This is a genomic window from Paenibacillus doosanensis, assembly GCF_025060755.1.
Taxonomy (GTDB): domain Bacteria; phylum Bacillota; class Bacilli; order Paenibacillales; family NBRC-103111; genus Paenibacillus_S; species Paenibacillus_S doosanensis.
Map to the genome: position 1 here is coordinate 146548 of NZ_JANYUY010000005.1, position 21561 is coordinate 168108.

Consider the following 21561-nt stretch of genomic DNA (forward strand, 5'->3'; position numbering starts at 1 on the left):
AAACCTATGACCAAAATAACGATTATCGGCGCGGGCAGCGCCTTTACGCAAGAAATCGCCGTGGATATTTTGAACATTGAAGGCGTGGAGGGCGGTACGATCGCGCTGGTCGACATTGATGCGAACCGGCTGGATATCGCCCGCAGGCTCGTCTTGAAAATCGTGGAGATGACCGGAAAGCGCTGGGATGTCATCGCCTCCGTCGACCGCAGAGAGGTGCTGGCCGGCTCGCAGTTCGTGATTAACCAGATTGAAGTCGGCGGCCTGCAAACCGTCCGCTACGAATACGAGATTCCGCTCAAATACGGCGTGAATCAATGTATCGGGGATACGCTGGGACCCGGCGGCCTGTTCAAGACGCTGCGCACGCTGCCGAGCTGGATGGGCATTGTGCGGGATATCGAGGAATTATGCCCGGACAGCATCATTCTGAACTATACGAACCCGATGTCGGCGGTGACGCTGCTTACTTCCCGTATCACGGACATTCCGGTCGTCGGGCTGTGCCACTCGATTCAAAATACGTCGCGCCAGCTGGCTAAATACGCGGGCGTTCCGTACGGGGAGTTGAAGTGGAGAGCCGGGGGAATCAACCATATGTCCTGGTTCGTCGAGCTGACGCATCAGGGCAAGGATTTGTATCCGGTGCTGCGCGAGAACATTCGAAATCCCGATCTGCTGAGGAAAGATCCCGTGCGGTTCGACGCTATGAAATATTTGGGCGCGTTCGTCTCGGAATCGAGCGGCCATTTCTCCGAATACATTCCGTATTACCGCAAGCGGCAGGAGCTGATCGACGAGCACTGCAGCTCCGGCTATAACGGCGCGACCGGGTACTATGCCGACAATTGGCCGATCTGGCGCAAGGAGAACGACGAGAACATCTTGCGGAAGCTGGAAGGGACGCAGCCGTTGAAGCTCGAATCCAGCAACGAGTACGCGGCGATCATTATTGAAGCGATGCTGAAGAACGAGCCGAAGGTCATTTACGGCAATGTGCCTAATGAAGGGCTCATTCCCAATTTGCCGCAAAACGGCGTCGTCGAGGTCGCCTGCATGGTCGACCGCAACGGCGTGAATCCGTGCCGCTTCGGCGCGCTGCCGGAGCATTTGGCGGCGCTGTGCCGCTCCAATATGGCGTTCTTCGAGCTGGCGGTCGGCGCCGTGCTTGAGAACGACAAGGAAATGGCGCGGCATGCGCTTATGATCGATCCTCTGTCGGCCGCCGTATGCTCGCTGAAGGAAATCGGCGACATGTTCGAGGAGCTGTACGAAGCGGAGCGGGATTTCATCCCGGTATTGCGATGAGGAGCGCGCAAAGAAGGGGCTGCGCCCCAACCGTAGTCGTCGTCGGAGAGCTGAATGTGGATATGATTATTACCGGCCGGGACGTCATGCCGGAGTGGAATCGCGAGAAGCTCGTCGACGGCTTTCAGGTCGTTCTCGGTTCTTCCTCGGCGATTACCGCCTGCGCGCTTGCGGCACTGGGCGCGGACGTACGCTTCGTCAGCGTGGTCGGCGCCGACGATTTCGGCAAGTTCTGCATATCCGAGCTGGAGCGCATGGGCGTGAACGCCGAGCATGTCGTCGCCTTGCCCGGCGTGCAAACCGGGGTGACGATGTCGTTCTCTACGCCGGCGGACCGCGGATTGCTCACTTATCCGGGCAGCATTCCGCTGGTCGGTCCGGAGCATATCCCGGACGCGCTGCTGGACGAAGCAAGCCATCTTCACTTCGGCTCGTATTATTTGCAGGACGGCATGAGGCCGCATTGGCCGCAGCTGTTCGAGCGGGCGCGCGGCCTGGGCGTCACTACCTCGTTCGACGCCGGCTGGGACGTGCGGAACCGGTGGGATCGCGAAGGGATCGTCGCACTGCTCGCTCATACGGATTGGTTTATACCGAGCGAGGAAGAGGTGCTGCACATCTTCGAAGCGGAGTCGCTTGAGGAGGCGTTCGCGCAGATGCCTCGATCCGCAGGCCGGATTGCCGTCAAGCAAGGCTCCAAAGGGGCAACGCTATGCGAGCCGGACGGTGCGATCGTCTTCGCCGAGCCGTATCGCGTCTCGCCCGTCGATACGACGGGAGCCGGGGATTGCTTCAATGCCGGCATGATCTACGGATACCTGCACGGGTATACAGGCAAAGCCTTGCTGCGGTACGCCAACGCTTGCGGCGCGCTATCGACGCTGGGCGTCGGAGGTACCGGCAGCCTGCCGACGGCGGAGGGCGTAGCGCGCTTGCAGGCGTAGTAAGGTTGCGGCGGCGAGCGGGTCCGATCGGCCGGCGTCGTCCGAAACACGAAGACGGCGCAGCTCCGGTTCGCTCGCGCGCCTCGCGCCTGTCCGGCGGCCGTTCCGGGCTGCGGGCAGAGCGCATGCGGCAGCTCGCCGGCCATCCGTATCGGCTAACGGCGGGAGGGTGCTCTTGCGCACTCGTATGAAAGGAGGTGATGGCCGAGCGACACCCGGCTTCCGGCATAGGAGCCAGCGGCAACGACAATGAAGCCGGAATATGAGGGCCGGAATAAGAAAGCCGGTATATTTTACAATGAATGTTGCAAGGTTGGATTAGCCGGCAGTGATGAAGCGGATGTGATGGAAAAGAAGACGCAGTCTGCAAAAACATGTTGGATTGAAGGAGCTGATAATTTATGTTGAAATTCGGTAAACGAGCATTGATCGGCCTCAGCATCGCTGCCTTAGGGCTGGCTCTTGGAAATGCGGCTCCGCCGAAAGCTTCGGCGGCCGGAACCGAGTATTACGTGTCGCCAACCGGGAACGATTCGAATGCCGGAACGCTGGCTTCCCCTTGGAAAACGCTGCAGCACGCGGCCGATACGGCCGTTCCGGGAAGCACGGTATATGTGCGCGGCGGCACCTATAACAAGAAGCTGAGCATTACGCGTTCGGGCTCTGCCGCAGCAGGTCCGATTACATTCACCAATTACGCTTCGGAGCTGCCGGTCATCGACGGCACAGGCCTGTCCGTCACCGAAGAGGAAGGGCTCGTACAAATTATCGACGCCAGTTATATTACGGTGAAAGGCTTCGAGATCCGCAACTTTACGACGTCGACCCGCAACAAAGTGCCTGTCGGCATTTACGTGGAAGGAGCCGGCAGCGGCATCAGCCTCTTGAACAACAAAGTGCATGACATCAAAAATACGGCGACTCCTACGGGTTCCGATTTGCTGGGACGGGATGCGCACGGCATCGCCGTTTACGGCAGCAAGAAAAGCCCGATCAGCGGTATCACGATCGACGGCAATGAGCTGTACAATCTTGTGCTCGGCTCCAGCGAATCGCTTGTCGTAAACGGCAACGTCGATACGTTCGCCATTACGAATAATCTTGTTCACGATAACGATAATATCGGCATCGATGTGATCGGTTTCGAGGGCACGGCTCCAAGCGAAGCCAATGATCAGGCACGCAACGGGCTCGTCAAGGGGAATGTCGTATACAACATTTCATCGAACAACAATCCGTCCTACGGCAAAACGCTTCCTAACGGCAGCAACGCGGCCGACGGCATTTATGTCGACGGCGGCAAGGACACCGTTATCGAGCAAAATTACAGCTATAACAACGACATCGGCATAGAAATCGCTTCGGAGCATAAAAACCATTCGACCAGCAACATCACCGTCCGCAATAATATCGTATACAACAACCGCTATACCGGCATCGCTATGGGCGGGTACGATACGAACAGGGGCTCCACCACAGATTGTAAAATCGTCAACAACACGCTGTACAAAAACGATACGGTCGGGTTAAACGGCGGACAACTGCTGGTGCAGTACGATACCAAAAACAATGTGATCAAAAACAATATTATGGCGGCAAGCTCTTCCAACTATTTGATCTATAACGGGTATACTCAAAATACGGGAAATACGGTCGATTACAACTTGTACTTCGCCCCGGCCGGCAGTGCGGGCAGCTTGTGGAAGTGGAAAAATACGCTGCGCACCGGATTCTCCGCTTATCAAACGGCTACCGGCAACGATGCGCATTCATTGTTCGCCGATCCTCAATTTGTCAATGAGGCGGGCCATGATTTTCATTTGAAGGCGGTCTCTCCCGCGATCGATGCCGGCTATACCGATACGGCGATAATCGGCGACTACGATATCGACGGCCAGCCCAGAGTGCAGGGCGCCGCGGTGAATATCGGAGCGGATGAATAGGGTTATACTGAATGGAAAAGAACCCGGGGCGTTTTTGAGCTCCAGGTTCTTTTCTCGCTACAATTGGCAAGCTTTTCTCACATTCCCATTTCGCCGTTATCGTGATTGAGCTGCCATTCGATGCCGAACTTGTCTTTAAGGCTGCCGTAGCATTTACTAAAGAACGTTTCCTGAAGCTCCATACGGACTTCGCCGCCTTCTTTCAGCTTATGATAATACGATTTCAGCTTGTCTACATCTTTATTGACAATGGAAATTGTGATGTTGCTTCCGGCGGTGAAAGGCATGCCGGGAAATACGTCGGAGAACATGACTACGCTGCCGTCGATATTCAGCCGCGCATGCATGACCAGATGTTTGGCTTCTTCCGGCAGAGGGAAGTCGGGATTCGGCGGAGCTTGTTCAAAGGTCATGATATGCGGCTTCGTGCCGAACGCCTCCGCATAAAATTCTACCGCCTCTCGACAGTTCCCGTTGAAATTAAAATAGACATTAACGGACATCAGTTTCACTCCTAAATGGAAAATTATTGATGTTAACGCTATAACTATACACTATCATTGCCATTAAAGGAAACTTCTACTCGACGAAATCACCACCCTTTTATAGCTCCAATATGTCGCAGCCGCCAGATATGTTCTTTGAAGCCGACGGAAACGATACCGAAGGAAGCGGGCACAATGAGCATAATCGTCTATGGTCACGAGGACGGGGATAGAGTATACTATTGCGATGATAATGAGAATCGTTATTGATTAGAGGGAGCTGGAGAAAAGCGATGAAGTTATTCCCCAAATTCACTATGACGACAGCGATTAGCGTGCTGTTGGCCGTACTGTTAGCCGCTTGCGGCGCAAGTTCCCCCGGGAAGGCGCCCGGCACAGACTCTGCGTCGGCTTCGACGTCCCAGTCCGGCAACGGCCAAGCGGCATCGGCGGCGGAGAACATGACCCGCGTATTCCGGGATTACGCGGGTCATGAAGTGACGATTCCGGCGCATCCGCAGCGGATTCTCATCGATCAATTCATGGGGCACTTGCTGGCTGTAGGAGTGAAACCGATAGGAGCGACCTCGAATCAATTGAGCCAATTCCGGGATTCCTCATTCCTGAAGCCGTTAGGCTTGTCTGAGGGCATTGATGACTTGGGCAATACGATCTCGCTGGAGAAAGCCGCCCGCCAAAGTGCAGGAAGCCGTTATGGACAAGGAGCCGTCCTATTTGAAAGTTTCGCTTGAGACGCTGCCGGACTATGTGGGCGACTATGTATTTCTGACCGTCTACGATTGGCAGAAGGGCGATAACGCCAAGCTGGAGCAAGAGCTTAAAGAAGCTCCGGTCTGGCGCAGCTTGCCGGTCGTCACTCAAAATCGGGTTATTCAGGTCAATGTTAACGATTTCCTCCCGGGCGATCCGATCTCGATCGAGAAGCAGATGGAGGCGCAAGCGAAGCTGCTCATGGAACGGTTTAAAAAGTAGGATCGCCGGCAATCTATTCTCTTTTTATATAGATAGTACAAATAATATATTATTCATCGAAGAGTCCCCTATGTATACTTAAGCTGCAAGGGTGGTTGAAACAACAACAAGATAGGGGATGAATGATATGAAAAAGAGCATGCTCTTATTACCGGCGCTTGCAGGTCTTCTTATCGCCGCCGCTTGTTCGCAAACCGCTGGCGTCGAGAATGGCCAAGCCTCCAGGGTCATTGTCGATGTGCAAACCGTTCAGGAAGTGCTTCTGCCTGGGCGCGCCGTTCTTATAGACGCTCATCTGACACAGGGGGATCAAGATGTAAAGGATGCTAGCAAGGTCGAGTTTGAAATTTGGAGAAAAGACAGCGAGAAGCATGAATGGATCACGTCTACCCATTGGCTGGACGGCACGTATCGCGCCCGGACGATGTTTCCGGAAAGCGGTGTATATTACGTGAAAGCTCATGTTGAAGATAAAGAAGGGAAAGTGTCGACGCCGCAAAAGGAACTGGTCGTTGACGAAGTCATTCCTTCGAACAATCGAGTATCATCTTGATCGAGTCTAGCAATAATAGAATGCCCCTGAAGAACTCCGCGGAATCATTTCCAAGGGGTTCTTTGGCTTATGTGGAATTCCAGCTAAGCTTTATTTTTAAGGATTATCGAAATAAAGTCGCGGATATATTCTTCGAGGTAAGCCGGCTCATGAGAACAGAGCACGATTTTATTCGTAAGCCGGATTCCGTCGACCTCTACGGTCGCCAACTCTCCGCGTTGAATGAATTGACTTGCTACAAGAAGAGAAACATAACTTACCCCGTATCCGGCTACGACGGCTTGGATCGCTTCGTTCAGACCGTTAAATTGCAGCTCTATCTTTGGCGGGTTCACGTTATGCGCCTCGCATACTTCAACTAGCCTCCTTCTTGTCGTGCTCCCTTCTTCCCGCATGATGAACGGTTCCCTGATCATTTCTTCTATGGAGATATGCCGGTTGGCATATTTATGGTTGGGCGCCACTACGAATACAAATTCGTCGCTGTATAATTCCAAACATTGCAGGGAGTGGCTCGTTTGAGTGGTAATATTGCTGTTCCCGAATATAGCGATATCGACTTCGTAATGATGTAAGCTATCGAATGCAGTTTGCGAATTGACAGTTGAAATGACCACTTCGACCTCGGGATATTTTTGCTTAAAAAGAGATGCCCATTTCGGAATCAGGACACTCGTTGCAAGATAATTGCCGGAGATCCGCAGCTTTCCTTTGGGATACTTCTGATAATCCTCAATCATAGTGTGAATCTGTTCTTCCAGAATAAACAATTTTTCAGTCGGTTTAAAAAGCTTTTGCCCAAACGGGGTTAACACCAGATTTCGGCCCTTTTTTTCAAATAAAATCATGCCGTACTGCTTTTCAAAATTGCGAATTTGCGCTGAAATGGCGGGCTGGCTAATATTTAACCGCTTCGAGGCTTCCGTGACGCTTCCGGTTAAAGCGACATGATAAAACAGCATCAAAGCGTGCAAGTTAATGGACAATTCCACACCTTCTATACAGTGTACTTATAGATAATATAAAACGTATATTATTATTTTATACATTGCGCATGTATACTTCAAGTAGTTAAGGAAAACAAGACGTTATTCGAACCGATGAGAAAGGAGAGTAGATGAATATAGCGAAAAAAGCGACGGTAGGTTCGTATTTTGCGGCATTTGCTTTTATCCTGGGTATGGTCGGAGGTTCCGTTCTATGGGGCACCAAAGAATGCATTCTTCCGGAAATGGCGGCGATGGCGGTCGCCATGTGGGCGTACCGCGATCCGAATTGGCTGAGGGACCCGCTCAACATTTGTCTGGCGCCGTCCCTTACGTCCGTCATCGGATTTACCGTCAATCAGCTGCATCTGGTCTATCTGGCGAAGGTCGGCCTAACGTTTATTCTTATAATGCTCGTCCTGCGTCTGATCCGGTCGAATTTCGCTCCGTCGCTGGCGACCGGCTTGCTGCCTTTGATTACGGATGCGCATGACTGGACGCTGGTCCTCCTTATCTTTTCCTTTACTTTCGTATTCATGCTTGCGGTGATTCGGTTCCGATGGCATCGGCCGCTGCAGCCGAAAGTCCATTCCCCCTCGAAAAATACGTGGATGTTCCTGCTCCTTCTGTTTCTTTGGCTCGGCGTTTGCGGGCTTACCGGTTTCGAGCGGCTGGCCGTCATTCCGACCGTCATCGTCGTGATCTACGAGTCGATCCAGAAGCCGGACTATACCGGAAAAACGGCCTTCAAGCAGGGGATTGCGCTGACCGTATCGGCGACGGTCGGCACCTTGCTATTTTACGCTATCGACGCTTGGCTGCTCGTTACCCTGCTGGATATCGTTCTGATGCTGCTGCTGCAGCTGCTGATGAAGGTTCGGATGCCCGCCATTTATGCATTCCCGCTGCTGCCGTTTCTATTTCCGGACGATATTGTGCCCCAGCTTCCGCTCGGCACGCTATGCGCTTGTTTGTTCCTGTTCGCTTTGGCGGCGGTCTACAAAAAGTACGACGCATCGGCTGCTGCCAAAAGCACCGGCGTATCGGTATGAGGCACTGCTTCCTTGTCGGCGGAGAGCGCTCACCTTGCGAACGGATAGTCATTGATCACGGTTTTCACATTCCCATCATATGTTGTAGCAGTATGGGGAAGGAGTGAGAGCTTGGTTAAGTTAACTTTGGAGGCGGCCAAAAAGTTGATCGACGCGGCCGAACAAAAATCCCGGCAAATGGGGCTCGCCAGCAATATCGCGATTGTAGACGACGGAGGCAACCTGGTCGCGTTTCACCGGATGGATGAGGCGCGGCTGGCCGGCATCGAAATTTCCAAGAACAAGGCCTGGACAAGTGCAGCCATGCGGATGCCGACGGCCAATTTAACGCAGGCGGCGCAGCCCGGCGGGCCTTCGTTCGGGATTAATACGACCAACGGCGGACGTATCGTTATTCTGGGGGGCGGCATACCTCTTATGAGCGGCGACCGTCTTGTCGGCGGCGTCGGCGTAAGCGGGGGCAGCAGCACTCAGGACATGGAAGTGGCTAATGCGGCGGTTCAAGCATTTACAGCGATGACGGGAAAAGCGGGTACCCATGTTAGCGCGCGTATCGGCTCGGTGCAGACGCATAGCTAATTTCCGGCCTCCCGGGGGATGCGCCTTATTTGCGTTCCGGCTCGCACAAGGCGGAACGCCAGTCACAGTAGGACCTTTCCGTAAACCGGAAGGTCTTATTTGGCATTGCTTGCCATGCACCGTGGACAGCGCAGCGCGCCGATCGGCTGGCTCGGCGTAACGGCTCTGCTCGGGGCTATATTTATCGGGCTGGTCATTCTTGTAGTGATCGTCGCCGGATCGATGTGGATTATGCTGTATAACGATGAAAAAACAACCGCAGAGCCCTCGTATCTGCGGTTGTTTCTTATAAGGGGCGGATCAGCTCAGCAGCTCCCGCAGCGCTTGCGCAAAGCCGGAAATGCCCGTCTCGATGTCCTCGGCCTTCGCTCTCGCATAAGTGAATCTGACGAAACCCGCATCCGAGCCGTAGACGCTGCCGGGCACAAACACGACGCCTTTCCTGACGGCTTCCTCCAGCAGCTTGCCGTCGGGCACATCATGCCGCAGCTGGCACCACAAATGCAGCCCGCCTTGAGGCGCCGTGAAGGAAATCGAATCCGGCAGCTCCTTTCGCAGGGAGGCGATCGCGAGGTCCCGCTTGAACTGCAGCTGAAGCTGCAATCGTTCCAAATGGGGTTGAAAGTATGACGATTGGATGAACTGGGCGGCCACCTGCTGAGGAATCACGCTAAGACCGAAGTCCATCTGCTGCCGGGCATCCGCCAGCCGTTCCACGATCGAATGCGGAGCGACCATCCAGCCGATGCGGAGGCCCGAGGCGGCGATTTTGGAAAATGAGCCGATATACAGAACGGAGCCGTTCGTATCCATCGACTTCAGAGGCACGGGAGCTTCCTCGCCGTACGCAGTCAGGCTGAACGGATCATCCTCGACAATCGGCAGTCCCAACTCGCTTGCGATATGGAGCAGCTGCCTGCGCCGCTCCATGCTTAATACCGTTCCTGTCGGATTCTGAAAATTCGGGTTGACGAACACCATCTTGATGCGATGCTTTTTGTACAAAATGCGAATATCTTCCGGACGCACTCCGTCTTGGTCGACAGGCAGCCGGAATAGGCGGAGCCCGGCCGATTGAAACATCGGCAGCGAATAGCAATAGGAAGGATCTTCAATCGCTACGGCATCCCCCGGAGACAATAAGCATTGCGTAATTAAATATAACGACTGCTGAGAGCCGGAAGTGATCAGGATCGACGACCCGGTCGTCTGAATTTTTCGGTACGCGTCCAAATAGCCTACGAGCGCTTCTCGAAGCGGGACATAGCCTTGCGGATTGTCGTAGCCCAAATACGAAGTGTACCGGTGCTCGCTCATGAGCGCCGCAATTTCGTCCGTCGGCGCCAAATCCGGCGATAATTCGCCGCTGGCCATATCGATCAGAGAAGGCTGCTGCGCCAGCGCTTCGCGAATTTTGCGCAGGAAGGGCAGGTTGGGCAGAAAGCTTCCTCCCTCGCAGTAACGGCTCCAATTGGGCGTATGCTTCGGCATCGCTTCCCATTTGGTTCGGCTGACGCGCGTTCCGCTGCCTGTCCGGCTTTCAACGATGCCCATCGATCGGAGCTCGGCGAACGCCAAGATGACGGTGCTGCGGTTTACGCCGAGCTGCTCCGCCAGCTTCCGTTCCGACGGGAGCAAGCTGCCCGGCGGAAATTCGCCGTAAGAAATTTGCTGCTCCAGGTGGTCGGCAATTTGCTCGTATAGCGGCTTTTTGCCTTGCCGGTCGGGTTTCCACATCATTTTATCACCCTTTATTTCGTAAAATAATACGTCGTTGTGATGTTTATCATACCATTCCTTATTCTAAAGGAAGACTCTGGTTTTTATCATAACGATGACAATTGTTTAGCGATTATTTGAACATGGATGGTTCGAAATAACCGGAAGTGGATGGTTTGTTTTACGCGCTTTTCCTTTATCATAGTAAACGAATCGGAATATATTCATAGATCGGGGGATAATGGAATGAACAAGCAGCAGATGAAGGTAGCCGTCGTTCAAGCCGCGCCGATTTTGTTCGATAAGCAATCCGCTATGGACAAGATCATGCAGATGACGAAGGAAGCGGCTCGGCAAGGAGCGGAGCTGATCGTTTTTCCCGAAGTGTTCATACCCGGCTATCCGCGAGGCTTAAGCTTCGGTGCGCGGGTCGGAAGCCGTACGTCCGACGGAAGGAAAGATTGGCAGCGCTATTGGGAGAGCGCCATCGACATACCGGGTGAAGAAACCGCGCTGCTCGGCGAGTTGGCCAAGGAGCTCAGCGTGTACCTCGCAATCGGCGTTGTGGAGCGGGATCGGGAGTTCAGCACGGGCACGTTGTATAATTCCATCGTATACATCGGGCCGGAAGGAGAAGTGCTGGGAAAGCACCGCAAGCTCGTTCCTACCGGTTCCGAACGTCTTTTGTGGGGACAAGGCGACGGCAGTACGCTAACCGTTATCGACACCCCCTTCGGTAAAATCGGCGGGTTGATCTGCTGGGAAAACTATATGCCGCTGGCCCGGGCGGCCATGTATGCCAAAGGCATCGATATTTTGCTGGCCCCAACGGCGGACGCCCGCGATACGTGGCAGGCCACGATCCGGCATATCGCTTGCGAAGGACGGTGTTACGTCATTGCTTGCAACCAATTTGCGACCAAGGCGTCCTATCCGGCCGATTTGTCGTGCTATGACGATATTGAGGGCGACGACGACGTCCTTAGCAGAGGGGGAAGCGCTGTCGTAGGACCGCTCGGCGAATATATCGCCCAACCGCTCTATCATCAGGAAGGTATTTTGCTAGCTGTGCTGGACCGCTCTCTCATTACGCAAAGCCGGTTTGACTTCGATGCCGTGGGGCATTACAGCCGCCCGGACGTCTTCCAGCTTATCGTTAACGAGAAGAAGCAGTCGATCGTACGGTTCGATCAGACCTAAACCGGCTTTTCCCATAGAAAAAGAAAACGGATTGCTCCCCTATATAAATCATGTATAATGAGAATATATGGAAAAATTCAAGAGGGTGGGATCATGGAGAAGAGGAAGCAATTAAAGCATGCCACTCAGCAGATGTCCGAGCGGTATAAAGCGGCGGATACGCCGGAGCTGGAATTGGGAGCCGACCTTTTTGCGGTAAGAGTCAAAAAACAGCTGGTGAAGGATGGATTTACCGAAGAAGAGGCCGAGAAGGCACGGCTCAAAGCCAAGCTGTCTCATTAAAGCCGATTCGCCGGAAAGGGGAACTTTCTTGAATAACGACACAACAGGCGTCGATGAGCGCCGCTGCCCTATATGCAACGGCCCCAATCACTGCGAAGCGAAGCAGGGAGACTGCTGGTGCTTCCGTGCAGCGATCCCCCGGGAGCTGAGAGACCGGGTGCCCGAACCGCTGCGGGGTAAAGTCTGCATATGCCGTAATTGCGCAGAATCATTCCAAACCGGCAAGCAGCTGTAATTTCAACTGTTTGCAATGCAAATAAACCGCCTCATGCGTAACCTCGCTCCAACGGTGAACAGGAATCGTCCCGGTGGAAGGCGAGGTTTTCATGCAGGCGGTTATGCCGCGTTACGGACCGATAAGGGAATTGGAACCGGCGTTGCCAAAAGCATCGAGATTCTCGTCTCCGATAATATCGACAAAATCCTTCGCCCCTTCGGGAACATGGACTATGTCCGCAGCATTTTCCGGCTTCTCGACGTTTTCCACTCGTTCTTTTTCGTTATCCATTGCTGTCCTCCGATGATTTTTTTGGTTTAGTGTTTCGATGTGCTTTGAATATTATTTGCAAAGCCCAGGAGAATATGAATGACAAACGAATATTCCGACCATATTAATTTTGTTTACCTATATGAAGGAGGAATAGCGAATGACGGAGCAACAGGGGAATCCGCAAGAGCAAAGCGCGAGGACCAAGGCCCAGAACGCGATGAATCATGCGCTTCATGCATTGAATGAAGCCAGACACAGCAATGTTAACAGAGATCAGGACATTCAGGAGGCCAAAGAACAGCTTCAACAAGCGAGGCAGGAGCATGTGCAGACTCAACTGGCGGATAATGAGGAAGAGCTCTCCTGATCGAGTTTGCGATAATAAAAAAGCAGCCGACGGGCTGCCTTTTTTCATTGAAATGACGGATTAGATGACGAGACGGTTTATGCCGTCCCGCTATTCCGATGCGCGCGGCGAATCAGGATCACATAGCACAAGATCGATCCGACCGAGGCGGCTGCGATGAGGATGCCGAGAGGCAGAGCGGACTGATCGCCGCCGATTCCGGCAAGCGGAGAGGTGATCGCTCCGAAGATCAGCGACAGAACGCCAAGCAGCGCGGCGGCGCTTCCCGCAGTTTTGCCTTTGCTTTGAAGAGCCAATGACGAGCTTGTCGGCCCGACGATCCCTACGCTGCTTACAATCAGGAAGAACGAGATCCACACCCCCGCCAGCCCCACTCCGAGCAGCAGCATCAGCAGCAGAAGAACGCCTCCGGCTGCGGCCATCACGAACCCGCTCACGAGCAGTTTAATCTCGGGCACTCTGCCCACAAGTCTGCCGGTAATTTGCGAGGTCACCACGAAACCGACGCCGTTGACGGCAAATATAAAGCTGAACATTTGCGGCGAAACTCCGTAAATGTTTTGAAGAACAAAGGACGAGCCGGATAAATAAGCGAATAGAGCTGCGGTGACGAAGCCTGAGGACATCGCATATCCCATGAATACCCGGTCCTTAAGAAGACTGCCGAATGTGCCGATCGTAGTCCCGAAGCCGCCCTTCGAGCGCTTATGCGCGGGCAATGTTTCCTTCAAGCCGAACAGAACTGCGCAGAACATGACGATCCCCACTCCGCATAACAGGACAAACACGCCATGCCAGGATGTGTACCGCAATAATTGACCCCCGATAATGGGTGCGACGATCGGACCGGCGCCGTTGACCATCATCAATAAGGTGAAAAATTTGGTCAGCTCCGTACCCGAGTACAGATCGCGGACAACGGCCCGCGAGATGACCATGCCTGCCGCGCCCGAGAAGCCTTGAAGCGTCCGGAAAATAATGAGCCACCAAACCGTCGGGCTCCATGCGCAGAGCAGCGAACATAGAGCATATACGAGCAGTCCCACCAGCATCGGAACGCGTCTGCCGCGGATGTCGCTGATGCTGCCTGCAAGCAGCTGCCCCAGACACAAGCCGATTAAGTAAAAGGTTAAGCTTAACTGAACGGTAGAAGCGGTGGTGCGGAAATCGGTAACTACCGTAGGCAGCGCCGGCAAATACATATCGATGGTTAAAGGGCCCATCATCGCCAAGCTGCCCAAAATCGCAACCATGATCGCCTTGGACTTCGCCGGAGAGGAACCGATGGAAACGGATGACTGGGGAATCCCGCCTGCATCCGAATGTTTATACTGCATGAATGTCCCTGCTTTCCCGAATGTATGATCTTAAAACAACCATTTCATTGTAGCAAAATCGCCGTTCGAGGCATACCTGGTCTCGGCATAGCAAATGGAAGAAAAGCTGAGCTTGCATGATAGACTTGGGACCTATTGGCTTGAAATGGCTTTAATGGAAGCACAGTATATAAAAAACATTAGGAATTGTAACATTTTATATATTTTCCTTATGAATAGACGCATGGTAATATACTAGAGGCATAGAAAAGGAGGAGAGCCGCTATCCGAGGCTCTTTTTCATTTTGATTATAGAGGAGATAACAGATGCTTTCCAAGTCGGCATTTCCATTATTACTATTAAATATGTTTCTCGCCATGCTGGGCATGGGGCTTGTCATTCCGATATTGCCGGATCTTCTCAAGGAATTTGGGGCGGGAGGTCAGGCAGCCGGGCTGCTCGTATCCTGCTTCGGACTTACACAGTTTCTCTTTTCCCCGATTGCGGGCAAGTGGTCCGATAAATACGGCCGTAGACCGATGATTATCGCCGGGCTCTGCTTATTCGCCGTTTCCAACTTATTGGCGGCCGTTGCGGGAGGGCTGCCCTTATTATTCGTGTCGCGGTTAATCGGGGGCATGGGCTCTGCGGCATTGGTACCGGCCATTATGGCTTATGCCGCCGACATTACAACTGACGATCAGCGCAGCAAGGCGATGTCGTGGATCGGGGCCTCGATGTCCTCGGGATTCATTATCGGGCCCGGCGTCGGAGGGATGCTTGCGGAGCTGGGGATCAAAGCGCCGTTCTATGCATCCGCGTGCGCAGGATTGCTCGCCATGATATGCAGCCTGAAATTGCTGCGGGAGCCGTTATCCCCGGAGGTGCGTCAGGCGCGCCGGCAATCCGGGAATAGCAGGGAGAATGTGTTTCGTCAGCTTGCATTTTCGGTGACCTCCCGTTATTTTATATTGCTGCTCATTGTTTTTGCCACTACGTTCGGTCTGACCCATTTCGAGGCGATTTTTCCGCTTTTCGTAGTGCAGGGATACGGCTTCACTACACGCGAGATCGCCATCCTCATTACCGTATGTTCTTTAATAGGGACGCTGAATCAAGTTCTCCTAACGGAACGGATCACGCTTCGGTTCGGGGAAAAGCGGATAATAGGCGCCATGCTGCTGTTATCCGCCGTGTCGCTGATGTGCCTTCTATTTTCCGGCAATTTTTACTATGTAATGCTCATGACGATGCTGTTCTTTACGTTCAATAATATTTTACGCCCGACGATCAATACGATGCTGTCCAAGGAAGCCGGAGAGGAGCAGGGGCTTGTGGCCGGGATGAGCAATGCGTATATGAGCCTTGGCAATATATTCGGACCCGTGATTGCCGGCATTTTATTCGATATTCATATCGACCTGCCGTATTTGTTCGGCGCCTGCGTGCTCTGTGCAAGCAGTTGGCTGTCCGTCAAGCGCCTGGCGGGCGGGAGAAGAGCGGCTTCCGTTCGTGCGGAGAAGTCTTCGATGTAAAACATGCACGGAAAAAGCATGATCACCCCCAAACCGCTGGGAAAATGATCATGCTTTTTTTAACGTATCTGCTTATGTTTAGTTGAAAAATCAACGTTCGCCCATACCGCACATGTCCTCTGCGCACATATATTAGTTTGGTGAAAACGCGGGAGGCTGATGATGTGAAGAGGGTGAAGTATAAAATGGGAAAATTGGGGAAATACCGCTTCATGAAACGGTTTCAATCTATAAGTTCTTTTTTGCCGGATACCCGGATCGCCACTAAAGCCAATATAAAAGCAATGATCCGACTGTACGAATCGCTTTACTTGAAACCAGATACGGGCACAGGAGGGTATGGAATATATAAAATCGGCAAAATGAAAAACGGTTTTTCGCTGCGAAGCGGGACCGCCTCCAGGCACTTTCCTACGATTGACGCTTTATATCGTTCCATTCATAGCAGGTTAGTCCAACGTCCGTTTGTCGTTCAGAAAGGGATAGCCGTGCTGAAGCATAATGATCGGGCGTTTGACATCCGGGTCATGGTGCAAAAGAACAAGCATCGGCAATTCATCCCGACAGGCATTGTCGGAAGGTTGGCTAGGCCTAACAAAATAGTAACGAACTATCATTCGGGTGGAACGCCGCTCCCCGTTGAGCTGCTGCTCCAATCGCATCTGAAACGGGATGCCCGAAAAAAATACATTCAAAGTATAGAAAATCTGGGCAAAACAGCCAGCGAAGTTCTCGCCAAAAGCTACAAAACCAAGCGCGCTTTCGGTGTCGACATCGCCGTCGATCCCCGCATGAAGCCATGGATTCTGGAGATCAATACGAAGCCCGATATGAGCATCTTCAACACATTGAAGGACAAAACGATGTACAGGCGAATTTTGAGCTTCGCTCGCGTAACGAAATGAGTTAATTATTCTCCCACACAATATAGGCATCGCCTTCGCTGCCGTAGCCGTTCATGCTGTAGAGAACCACATGAACGGGATGAGCCGTATCAAAGTGGTATTCCCTGGATGTCACGTAGTCGCCGTTTTGAATGTTGTTGTAATAATCATAGGAAGGGATGACGACGCCGGAGTCGATGACGCCCTCCCATGCATCCACGACTTCAAAATATATGCTGCTTCGGTTGCTGCCGGCCGCCGTGTTGCTTACGTTAATATACACGTCCGTGCCGTATCGGCTGTAAGAATCCTTAGAGGAGCTCCAATAGTCGAGTTCCACCCATTGGTCCACCGAACTTGCGCTTACCGGGAGAGCGACCAGGAATAAAGCAATGAGTACCAGCAATGAGGCGGTCAAACGTTTTTTCATTACATCATCATCCTTTCTTAATTTGAAATCCGGCTTCTGCAATGACTCCTTTCTTTGAAGATCGATACAGTTCAAATGGTAACACGGGCAGGAAAAGGAAAAAAATAGGTGGTATGCATCATCATGGACGGCTCTTTAAGCGGGACAGCCAATAAGCATGTTTGAATATAGGGGGATTAACGGACATTAGGTGAAAAGAACCTCATTTACTTATATCGAGCATCCCGGCGGTCATACTTGGGAATATTGGCGCGGCATGTGAGCAGCCATCTGATGTTTCATTCGCTTGCTTGGAGAAAGTCCTCATTTGTGAGGGCTTTTTTTGCTGCGTTAATGCCTTTGCCGTGCGCTAGTGATTTCTTATTGCATTTTTCATTCATATGCGATATATTGCATATAACAACACGACAAGTAAAGGGATGATTCCATTGCCGATACCGCAAAATTTTTCCGCACCGGTTCGTATGTCCGCCAAAGAAAGAGCTTTTTCACAAATTCAGCGCTGGATTATCGACGGCACGCTGCAACCGGGAGAGAAGCTGCTCGATGCGGAGCTGGCCGAGACGTTGTCGGTGAGCCGAACCCCGATACGGGAAGCTTTTCAGCTGCTGGAGGTTCAAGGTTTGGTATCCATGCACCCGGGCAAGGAAACGCGAGTCACGATGATCGAAAAGGAAGATATTTTGAAAATGTACCCGACGCTGGCCGCTTTGCACGGTTTGGCGGCGGAGCAGGCCGCGCAAGGAATAAGTTCGGAGCAAGTCGAGACCTTAAAGCAGCTGAATGCCGATTTCCGCCTCGCCATCGAGACCAAGCAGCCGTATAAGGCGATGGAGCTGGACGAGCAGTTTCACAACCTGATTGTCGACCTGTCGGATAATCCGTACGTCGAGTCCTTCAGCGCATCCTTGCAAATTCATATCCGCCGGTTCAAGTACGTATTTCTCAAACAAGCGATGACGACGACCATGGCTTCGGCCGACGAGCATGACCGGATCATCGAGGCGCTGATGGAAGGGGACTCCGAGCAGGCGCTCAAGATCATGAAACAAAATATTATTCGCCCTATGCACGAGCTTTATGAGACTCTAAGTGAAGGAGATAACGAATCATGAGCGATCATAAGGATTTAAGAATTCGCAGTAAAGTCATCAGCGAAGGGGTCAATCGGGCCCCCAACCGCGCCATGCTGCGCGCCGTCGGTTTCAAGGACGAGGATTTCAAGAAGCCGATGATTGGAGTCGCGAGCACCTGGAGCGAAGTGACCCCATGCAATATGCATATCAACGACCTTGCGGTGCATGCCAAGCAAGGTTTGCGGCAGCATGGCGCAGCTCCGCTGATCTTTAATACCATTACCGTATCCGACGGGATTTCCATGGGGCACGAAGGAATGACCTTTTCCTTGCCGAGCCGGGAAGCGATAGCCGATTCCATCGAGATCGTAACCGGAGCGGAACGCTTCGACGGATTGGTGGCGATCGGAGGCTGCGATAAAAACACCCCTGCCTGCCTCATGGCCATCGGCAGATTGAATGTACCGGCCGTCTATGTATACGGAGGTACGATTCAACCGGGCTATTTGGACGGCAAACCGGTGGACATCGTCAGCGCGTTCGAGGCGGTAGGGCAGTATCACGACGGCAGGATAACCGAAGAAGAACTGCATAAGGTCGAATGCAGCGTTTGTCCCGGACCCGGCGCATGCGGGGGAATGTACACGGCCAATACGATGGCCACGGCCGCCGAGGCAATGGGGATGAGCTTGCCGGGCTCCGCTTCGACGCCGGCGATTTCTCCGGATAAAGCCAAGGAATGCGAGAATGCCGGGCAATCCGTCATGGAGCTTTTGAAAAAGGGGATTTATCCCCGGGATATTATGACGAAGCCGGCTTTCGAGAACGCGATTACGGTCGTGATGGCGCTGGGAGGCTCGACGAACGCTTTCCTTCACCTGCTCGCCATTGCCCATTCGGCCGGAGTCGATCTGACTTACGACGATTTCGAACGGATTCGCGTGAAGGTTCCGCATCTGGCCGATCTTAAGCCTAGCGGGAAGCACGTTATGCAGGATCTGAACGATATCGGCGGCGTTCAGGGCGTGATGAAATTGTTATTGGCCCAAGGGCTGCTGCACGGCGATTGCCTGACGGTGACAGGCAAGACATTGGCCGAGAATTTGGCCGAGGTTCCGGACCTGGCGGAAAATCAAGAGATCATCCGTCCCTTCGACGATCCGCTGAAGCCGAACGGTCCGCTTGTCGTCCTGCGCGGAAACCTTGCGCCCGAAGGCGCCATCGCCAAAATGTCGGGCATGCGCAAACACCGGTTTACCGGCCCTGCCAAAGTGTACGACAGCGAGGCGGAGGCAACGGAAGCGATCGTGAACAATGAGATTGTACAAGGCGACGTGCTCGTCATCAGATATTGCGGTCCCAAGGGAGGGCCGGGCATGCCCGAGATGCTATCGGTTACCGCGCTCATCGTCGGCAAAGGGCTGGGCGGCGAAGTCGCGCTCATCACCGACGGGCGGTTCTCCGGAGGCTCTCACGGTTTCGTCATCGGCCACGTCGCGCCGGAAGCGCAGGTCGGCGGTCCTATCGCTTTTCTGCAAACCGGCGATCTAGTCACCATTGACAGCAAGACGCAGGAAATTCATTTCGATATATCCGAATCCGAATGGGAACGGCGCGCCCAGGCTTGGGTTCAGCCGCCATTGAAAGCATCGTCCGGGGCGCTCGGCAAGTATGCCAGACAAGTATCCTCAGCTTCCAGGGGAGCTGTAACCGATTGGTTTGAGTAAGCGGTTAAAATGGGACGTGACAAAAATGCAGCAATTTATGGAAAATTTCAAAGAATCCTGTTAGAGTATATATATTATGCTTCAGGAGGAGAGAGCTTGTGAAAAAAATCGTCGCCGGCATGATCATCGGCAGTGTGCTTACGATTAGCACGACCGCTTTAGCGGATGCCGTGAAGCAGTACCTATTGACGGAGGTTACTTATCCGCTTTTTGTAAACGGAAAAGAATATAAGGACTCGACGAATCCAATCCTCAATTATGACGGGAGCACTTATGTTCCTTTAGCCAAGTTAGGCGATCTGACCGGTGTGGATTATACATGGAACGATCAGTTGAAACGTGTGGAGATCGGTACTAATGGAAAGTCCGACGCGGCGGCGACAACGGAGCAATCAGCAGACCCGGCGACGGGGACACCGGCAACTCCCGGAGGGAATATTACATTAAAGCCTGATACGAAGGTTGTCAATAGTTCCGGGCTTGTTGAGTTGAATGGTACTATTGTTTTCGATGCTTATAAAAATGGGAGTTTTATTGGGACGTTTACAGATGAAGATGATGGAGAGCTTGTGAGAGCAACACTTGAGGGACGTAAAACCTTACCGCCTAAACTTTCTGAAGGATGGATGCAGTCAGGGCTTCTAGACGTGATTTATGGGTACTATGTTGTTTATGACAAAGAGAAGCCAAACGATTTGGTAGTTACAAACTCACCTTTCTCTACCCAGCCTGAAGAATATCTTCGTTTGACATTGCCAGATGGATGGAGAAGCCAAGAAAATGCTGAGACCACTGTTAAAAATATCAAAATAAAACGGTATAACAAAATAAATTACTTCAACATCGAAGACCTGAAAAAAACAGGCATTCTTGATTGAATCAAGACAAAGCGCTTCCTTAATGGAGGCGCTTATTTGTCTGCTCGTTACCAATCCGCCAAGAAGGCATTGATCTCCGTCCAAGCCTCATCTCTAGTAAACAACAAGAAGTGGTCGGCGCCGGCAATTGTTTTTGTATACGTTTTGCCTCCCCATTTGTCAACAAGCCTCATGGAACGGATATGGAATTAAACGGCTGCTTAAAAATGACGGACATGGGAAAATAGGATAGATGGAACAAACGGCTTATTTTGTCCGTACGATTGTGAAAGGGAGCGACAAGCACCGTTCCTTTCGTTGCCCGAAGATTCGATAAATGAACGGCCGCCCCCGTTCCAAGACTATATCCCATGGGGACGATTCTTTCACGGTCAATATCTTGCCGCTGAATGAAATAATCGTAAATAAGAGCAGCATCGTTAAATGCGTTTTCTTGAGTCGGAGCCCCTTCGCTTAAGCCAAAGCCTCTATAATTAATTGCGGCTACGGACCAGCCTGATTGCTGAATGGCTTCGGATAAGATGCTTTCAGCTTTTTGGGGTTGGAAGATAACCAAACACGAAATGCCTACAATTCCGAAGAGTAAGGAAACCGCCAAGACAAATAATCTGCATCTCGATTGGGTAAAAAGGCTGAGCACCGGTTCTCCTCCTAAGTGAAGAAAATATATACATATCCATTTTATTTTCTTATTCCTATATTTGGATGAAATTAAATTTACCATTTTCCGAATAAATACGCGTATTTTTACCGAAATCGGATTCGGCAGCGCTGGGAAGATCAAAACAAGGATTGATTTTGATCTATTATTAT

General features: G+C 52.3%; 24 protein-coding genes. 17 read left to right on the forward strand and 7 right to left on the reverse strand.

The genetic code is table 11. The features are described from left to right. Positions 1–6 precede the first annotated feature (6 nt). The 3 genes from melA (at position 7) to N0M98_RS06655 (ending at position 4195) form a co-directional block, all read left to right on the forward strand. Positions 7–1308, forward strand: a complete 1302-nt coding sequence (gene melA / locus N0M98_RS06645) for an alpha-galactosidase (RefSeq protein ID WP_259617322.1) — start codon at positions 7–9, stop codon at positions 1306–1308. Further along, positions 1305–2252, forward strand: coding sequence for a carbohydrate kinase family protein (locus N0M98_RS06650; protein ID WP_259617323.1), 948 nt, complete (start codon positions 1305–1307; stop codon positions 2250–2252). The genes melA and N0M98_RS06650 overlap by 4 nt, the downstream gene beginning before the upstream one ends. Positions 2253–2653: 401 nt before the next feature. Next, the gene (locus N0M98_RS06655) at positions 2654–4195 is read left to right on the forward strand and encodes a right-handed parallel beta-helix repeat-containing protein (protein WP_259617324.1); all 1542 of its coding nucleotides are present in this window, start codon (positions 2654–2656) and stop codon (positions 4193–4195) included. 77 nt (positions 4196–4272) lie between these two features. Here the strand turns inward: N0M98_RS06655 and N0M98_RS06660 are convergent, their stop codons facing one another. After that, positions 4273–4698 (reverse strand): VOC family protein, encoded by a 426-nt coding sequence (locus N0M98_RS06660; RefSeq protein ID WP_249863960.1) that lies wholly within the window; start codon positions 4696–4698, stop codon positions 4273–4275. Positions 4699–4973: 275 nt separating this feature from the next. On the opposite strand from N0M98_RS06660, the gene N0M98_RS06665 reads away from it, so the two are divergent. The 3 genes from N0M98_RS06665 to N0M98_RS06675 all read left to right on the forward strand — a co-directional run bounded on the left by N0M98_RS06665 (position 4974) and on the right by N0M98_RS06675 (position 6226). Beyond that, positions 4974–5432 carry a substrate-binding domain-containing protein gene (locus N0M98_RS06665; protein WP_259617325.1) on the forward strand — a complete coding sequence of 153 codons (459 nt, stop codon included), beginning with the start codon at positions 4974–4976 and terminating at the stop codon, positions 5430–5432. Beyond that, positions 5416–5673 carry a substrate-binding domain-containing protein gene (locus tag N0M98_RS06670; RefSeq protein WP_259617326.1) on the forward strand — a complete coding sequence of 86 codons (258 nt, stop codon included), beginning with the start codon at positions 5416–5418 and terminating at the stop codon, positions 5671–5673. Before N0M98_RS06665 ends, N0M98_RS06670 begins: the two co-directional genes overlap by 17 nt. Before the next feature lie 127 nt (positions 5674–5800). After that, positions 5801–6226: a FixH family protein gene (locus tag N0M98_RS06675; protein WP_259617327.1), complete on the forward strand. Its 426-nt coding sequence runs from the start codon at positions 5801–5803 to the stop codon at positions 6224–6226. A gap of 83 nt (positions 6227–6309) precedes the next feature. Here the strand turns inward: N0M98_RS06675 and N0M98_RS06680 are convergent, their stop codons facing one another. Beyond that, entirely contained in the window at positions 6310–7188 is an 879-nt protein-coding gene (locus N0M98_RS06680) for a LysR substrate-binding domain-containing protein (RefSeq protein ID WP_259617364.1), read from the reverse strand. 155 nt (positions 7189–7343) lie between these two features. Between N0M98_RS06680 and N0M98_RS06685 the strand changes: the two genes are divergently transcribed. Together N0M98_RS06685 and N0M98_RS06690 are read left to right on the forward strand one after the other, a co-directional pair. Then, entirely contained in the window at positions 7344–8264 is a 921-nt protein-coding gene (locus N0M98_RS06685) for a hypothetical protein (protein WP_259617328.1), read from the forward strand. Between the two features lie 111 nt (positions 8265–8375). Further along, positions 8376–8843, forward strand: a complete 468-nt coding sequence (locus N0M98_RS06690) for a GlcG/HbpS family heme-binding protein (RefSeq protein ID WP_259617329.1) — start codon at positions 8376–8378, stop codon at positions 8841–8843. A 300-nt stretch (positions 8844–9143) separates the two neighbouring features. Here N0M98_RS06690 and pdxR read toward each other — a convergent pair whose 3' ends face one another. Beyond that, a complete protein-coding gene (pdxR, locus tag N0M98_RS06700; protein ID WP_249866179.1) occupies positions 9144–10580 on the reverse strand; it encodes a MocR-like pyridoxine biosynthesis transcription factor PdxR in 1437 nt (478 codons plus the stop codon). A 228-nt stretch (positions 10581–10808) separates the two neighbouring features. Here pdxR and N0M98_RS06705 point away from each other — a divergent pair, with 228 nt between their 5' ends. From N0M98_RS06705 to N0M98_RS06715, 3 genes are all read left to right on the forward strand, one after another. Beyond that, positions 10809–11762 carry a carbon-nitrogen hydrolase family protein gene (locus tag N0M98_RS06705; protein WP_249863955.1) on the forward strand — a complete coding sequence of 318 codons (954 nt, stop codon included), beginning with the start codon at positions 10809–10811 and terminating at the stop codon, positions 11760–11762. Positions 11763–11855: 93 nt separating this feature from the next. Next, a complete protein-coding gene (locus N0M98_RS06710) occupies positions 11856–12044 on the forward strand; it encodes a hypothetical protein (RefSeq protein ID WP_259617330.1) in 189 nt (62 codons plus the stop codon). 28 nt (positions 12045–12072) lie between these two features. After that, entirely contained in the window at positions 12073–12279 is a 207-nt protein-coding gene (locus N0M98_RS06715) for a cysteine-rich CWC family protein (RefSeq protein ID WP_259617331.1), read from the forward strand. Between the two features lie 111 nt (positions 12280–12390). On the opposite strand, the gene N0M98_RS06720 is transcribed toward N0M98_RS06715, so the two are convergent. Further along, positions 12391–12552: a hypothetical protein gene (locus N0M98_RS06720; RefSeq protein ID WP_259617332.1), complete on the reverse strand. Its 162-nt coding sequence runs from the start codon at positions 12550–12552 to the stop codon at positions 12391–12393. A 139-nt stretch (positions 12553–12691) separates the two neighbouring features. Here N0M98_RS06720 and N0M98_RS06725 point away from each other — a divergent pair, with 139 nt between their 5' ends. Then, positions 12692–12901: a hypothetical protein gene (locus N0M98_RS06725; protein WP_259617333.1), complete on the forward strand. Its 210-nt coding sequence runs from the start codon at positions 12692–12694 to the stop codon at positions 12899–12901. Between the two features lie 77 nt (positions 12902–12978). On the opposite strand, the gene N0M98_RS06730 is transcribed toward N0M98_RS06725, so the two are convergent. Beyond that, positions 12979–14154 carry a multidrug effflux MFS transporter gene (locus N0M98_RS06730; RefSeq protein ID WP_259617365.1) on the reverse strand — a complete coding sequence of 392 codons (1176 nt, stop codon included), beginning with the start codon at positions 14152–14154 and terminating at the stop codon, positions 12979–12981. Between the two features lie 390 nt (positions 14155–14544). Between N0M98_RS06730 and N0M98_RS06735 the strand changes: the two genes are divergently transcribed. After that, complete coding sequence (locus tag N0M98_RS06735) at positions 14545–15753, forward strand: MFS transporter (RefSeq protein WP_259617334.1); 1209 nt, start codon at positions 14545–14547, stop codon at positions 15751–15753. 164 nt (positions 15754–15917) lie between these two features. Next, a complete protein-coding gene (locus tag N0M98_RS06740) occupies positions 15918–16658 on the forward strand; it encodes a YheC/YheD family protein (RefSeq protein WP_259617335.1) in 741 nt (246 codons plus the stop codon). 1 nt (position 16659) lies between these two features. On the opposite strand, the gene N0M98_RS06745 is transcribed toward N0M98_RS06740, so the two are convergent. Further along, positions 16660–17067 carry a hypothetical protein gene (locus tag N0M98_RS06745; RefSeq protein ID WP_259617336.1) on the reverse strand — a complete coding sequence of 136 codons (408 nt, stop codon included), beginning with the start codon at positions 17065–17067 and terminating at the stop codon, positions 16660–16662. 428 nt (positions 17068–17495) lie between these two features. Here N0M98_RS06745 and N0M98_RS06750 point away from each other — a divergent pair, with 428 nt between their 5' ends. The 3 genes from N0M98_RS06750 (at position 17496) to N0M98_RS06760 (ending at position 20748) form a co-directional block, all read left to right on the forward strand. Then, entirely contained in the window at positions 17496–18182 is a 687-nt protein-coding gene (locus N0M98_RS06750; protein ID WP_259617337.1) for a GntR family transcriptional regulator, read from the forward strand. Next, entirely contained in the window at positions 18179–19870 is a 1692-nt protein-coding gene (ilvD, locus tag N0M98_RS06755) for a dihydroxy-acid dehydratase (protein ID WP_259617338.1), read from the forward strand. The genes N0M98_RS06750 and ilvD overlap by 4 nt, the downstream gene beginning before the upstream one ends. Before the next feature lie 98 nt (positions 19871–19968). Continuing rightward, entirely contained in the window at positions 19969–20748 is a 780-nt protein-coding gene (locus N0M98_RS06760) for a stalk domain-containing protein (RefSeq protein WP_259617339.1), read from the forward strand. A gap of 169 nt (positions 20749–20917) precedes the next feature. On the opposite strand, the gene N0M98_RS06765 is transcribed toward N0M98_RS06760, so the two are convergent. After that, a complete protein-coding gene (locus N0M98_RS06765) occupies positions 20918–21388 on the reverse strand; it encodes an alpha/beta hydrolase (protein ID WP_259617340.1) in 471 nt (156 codons plus the stop codon). Between the last annotated feature and the right edge of the window lie 173 nt (positions 21389–21561).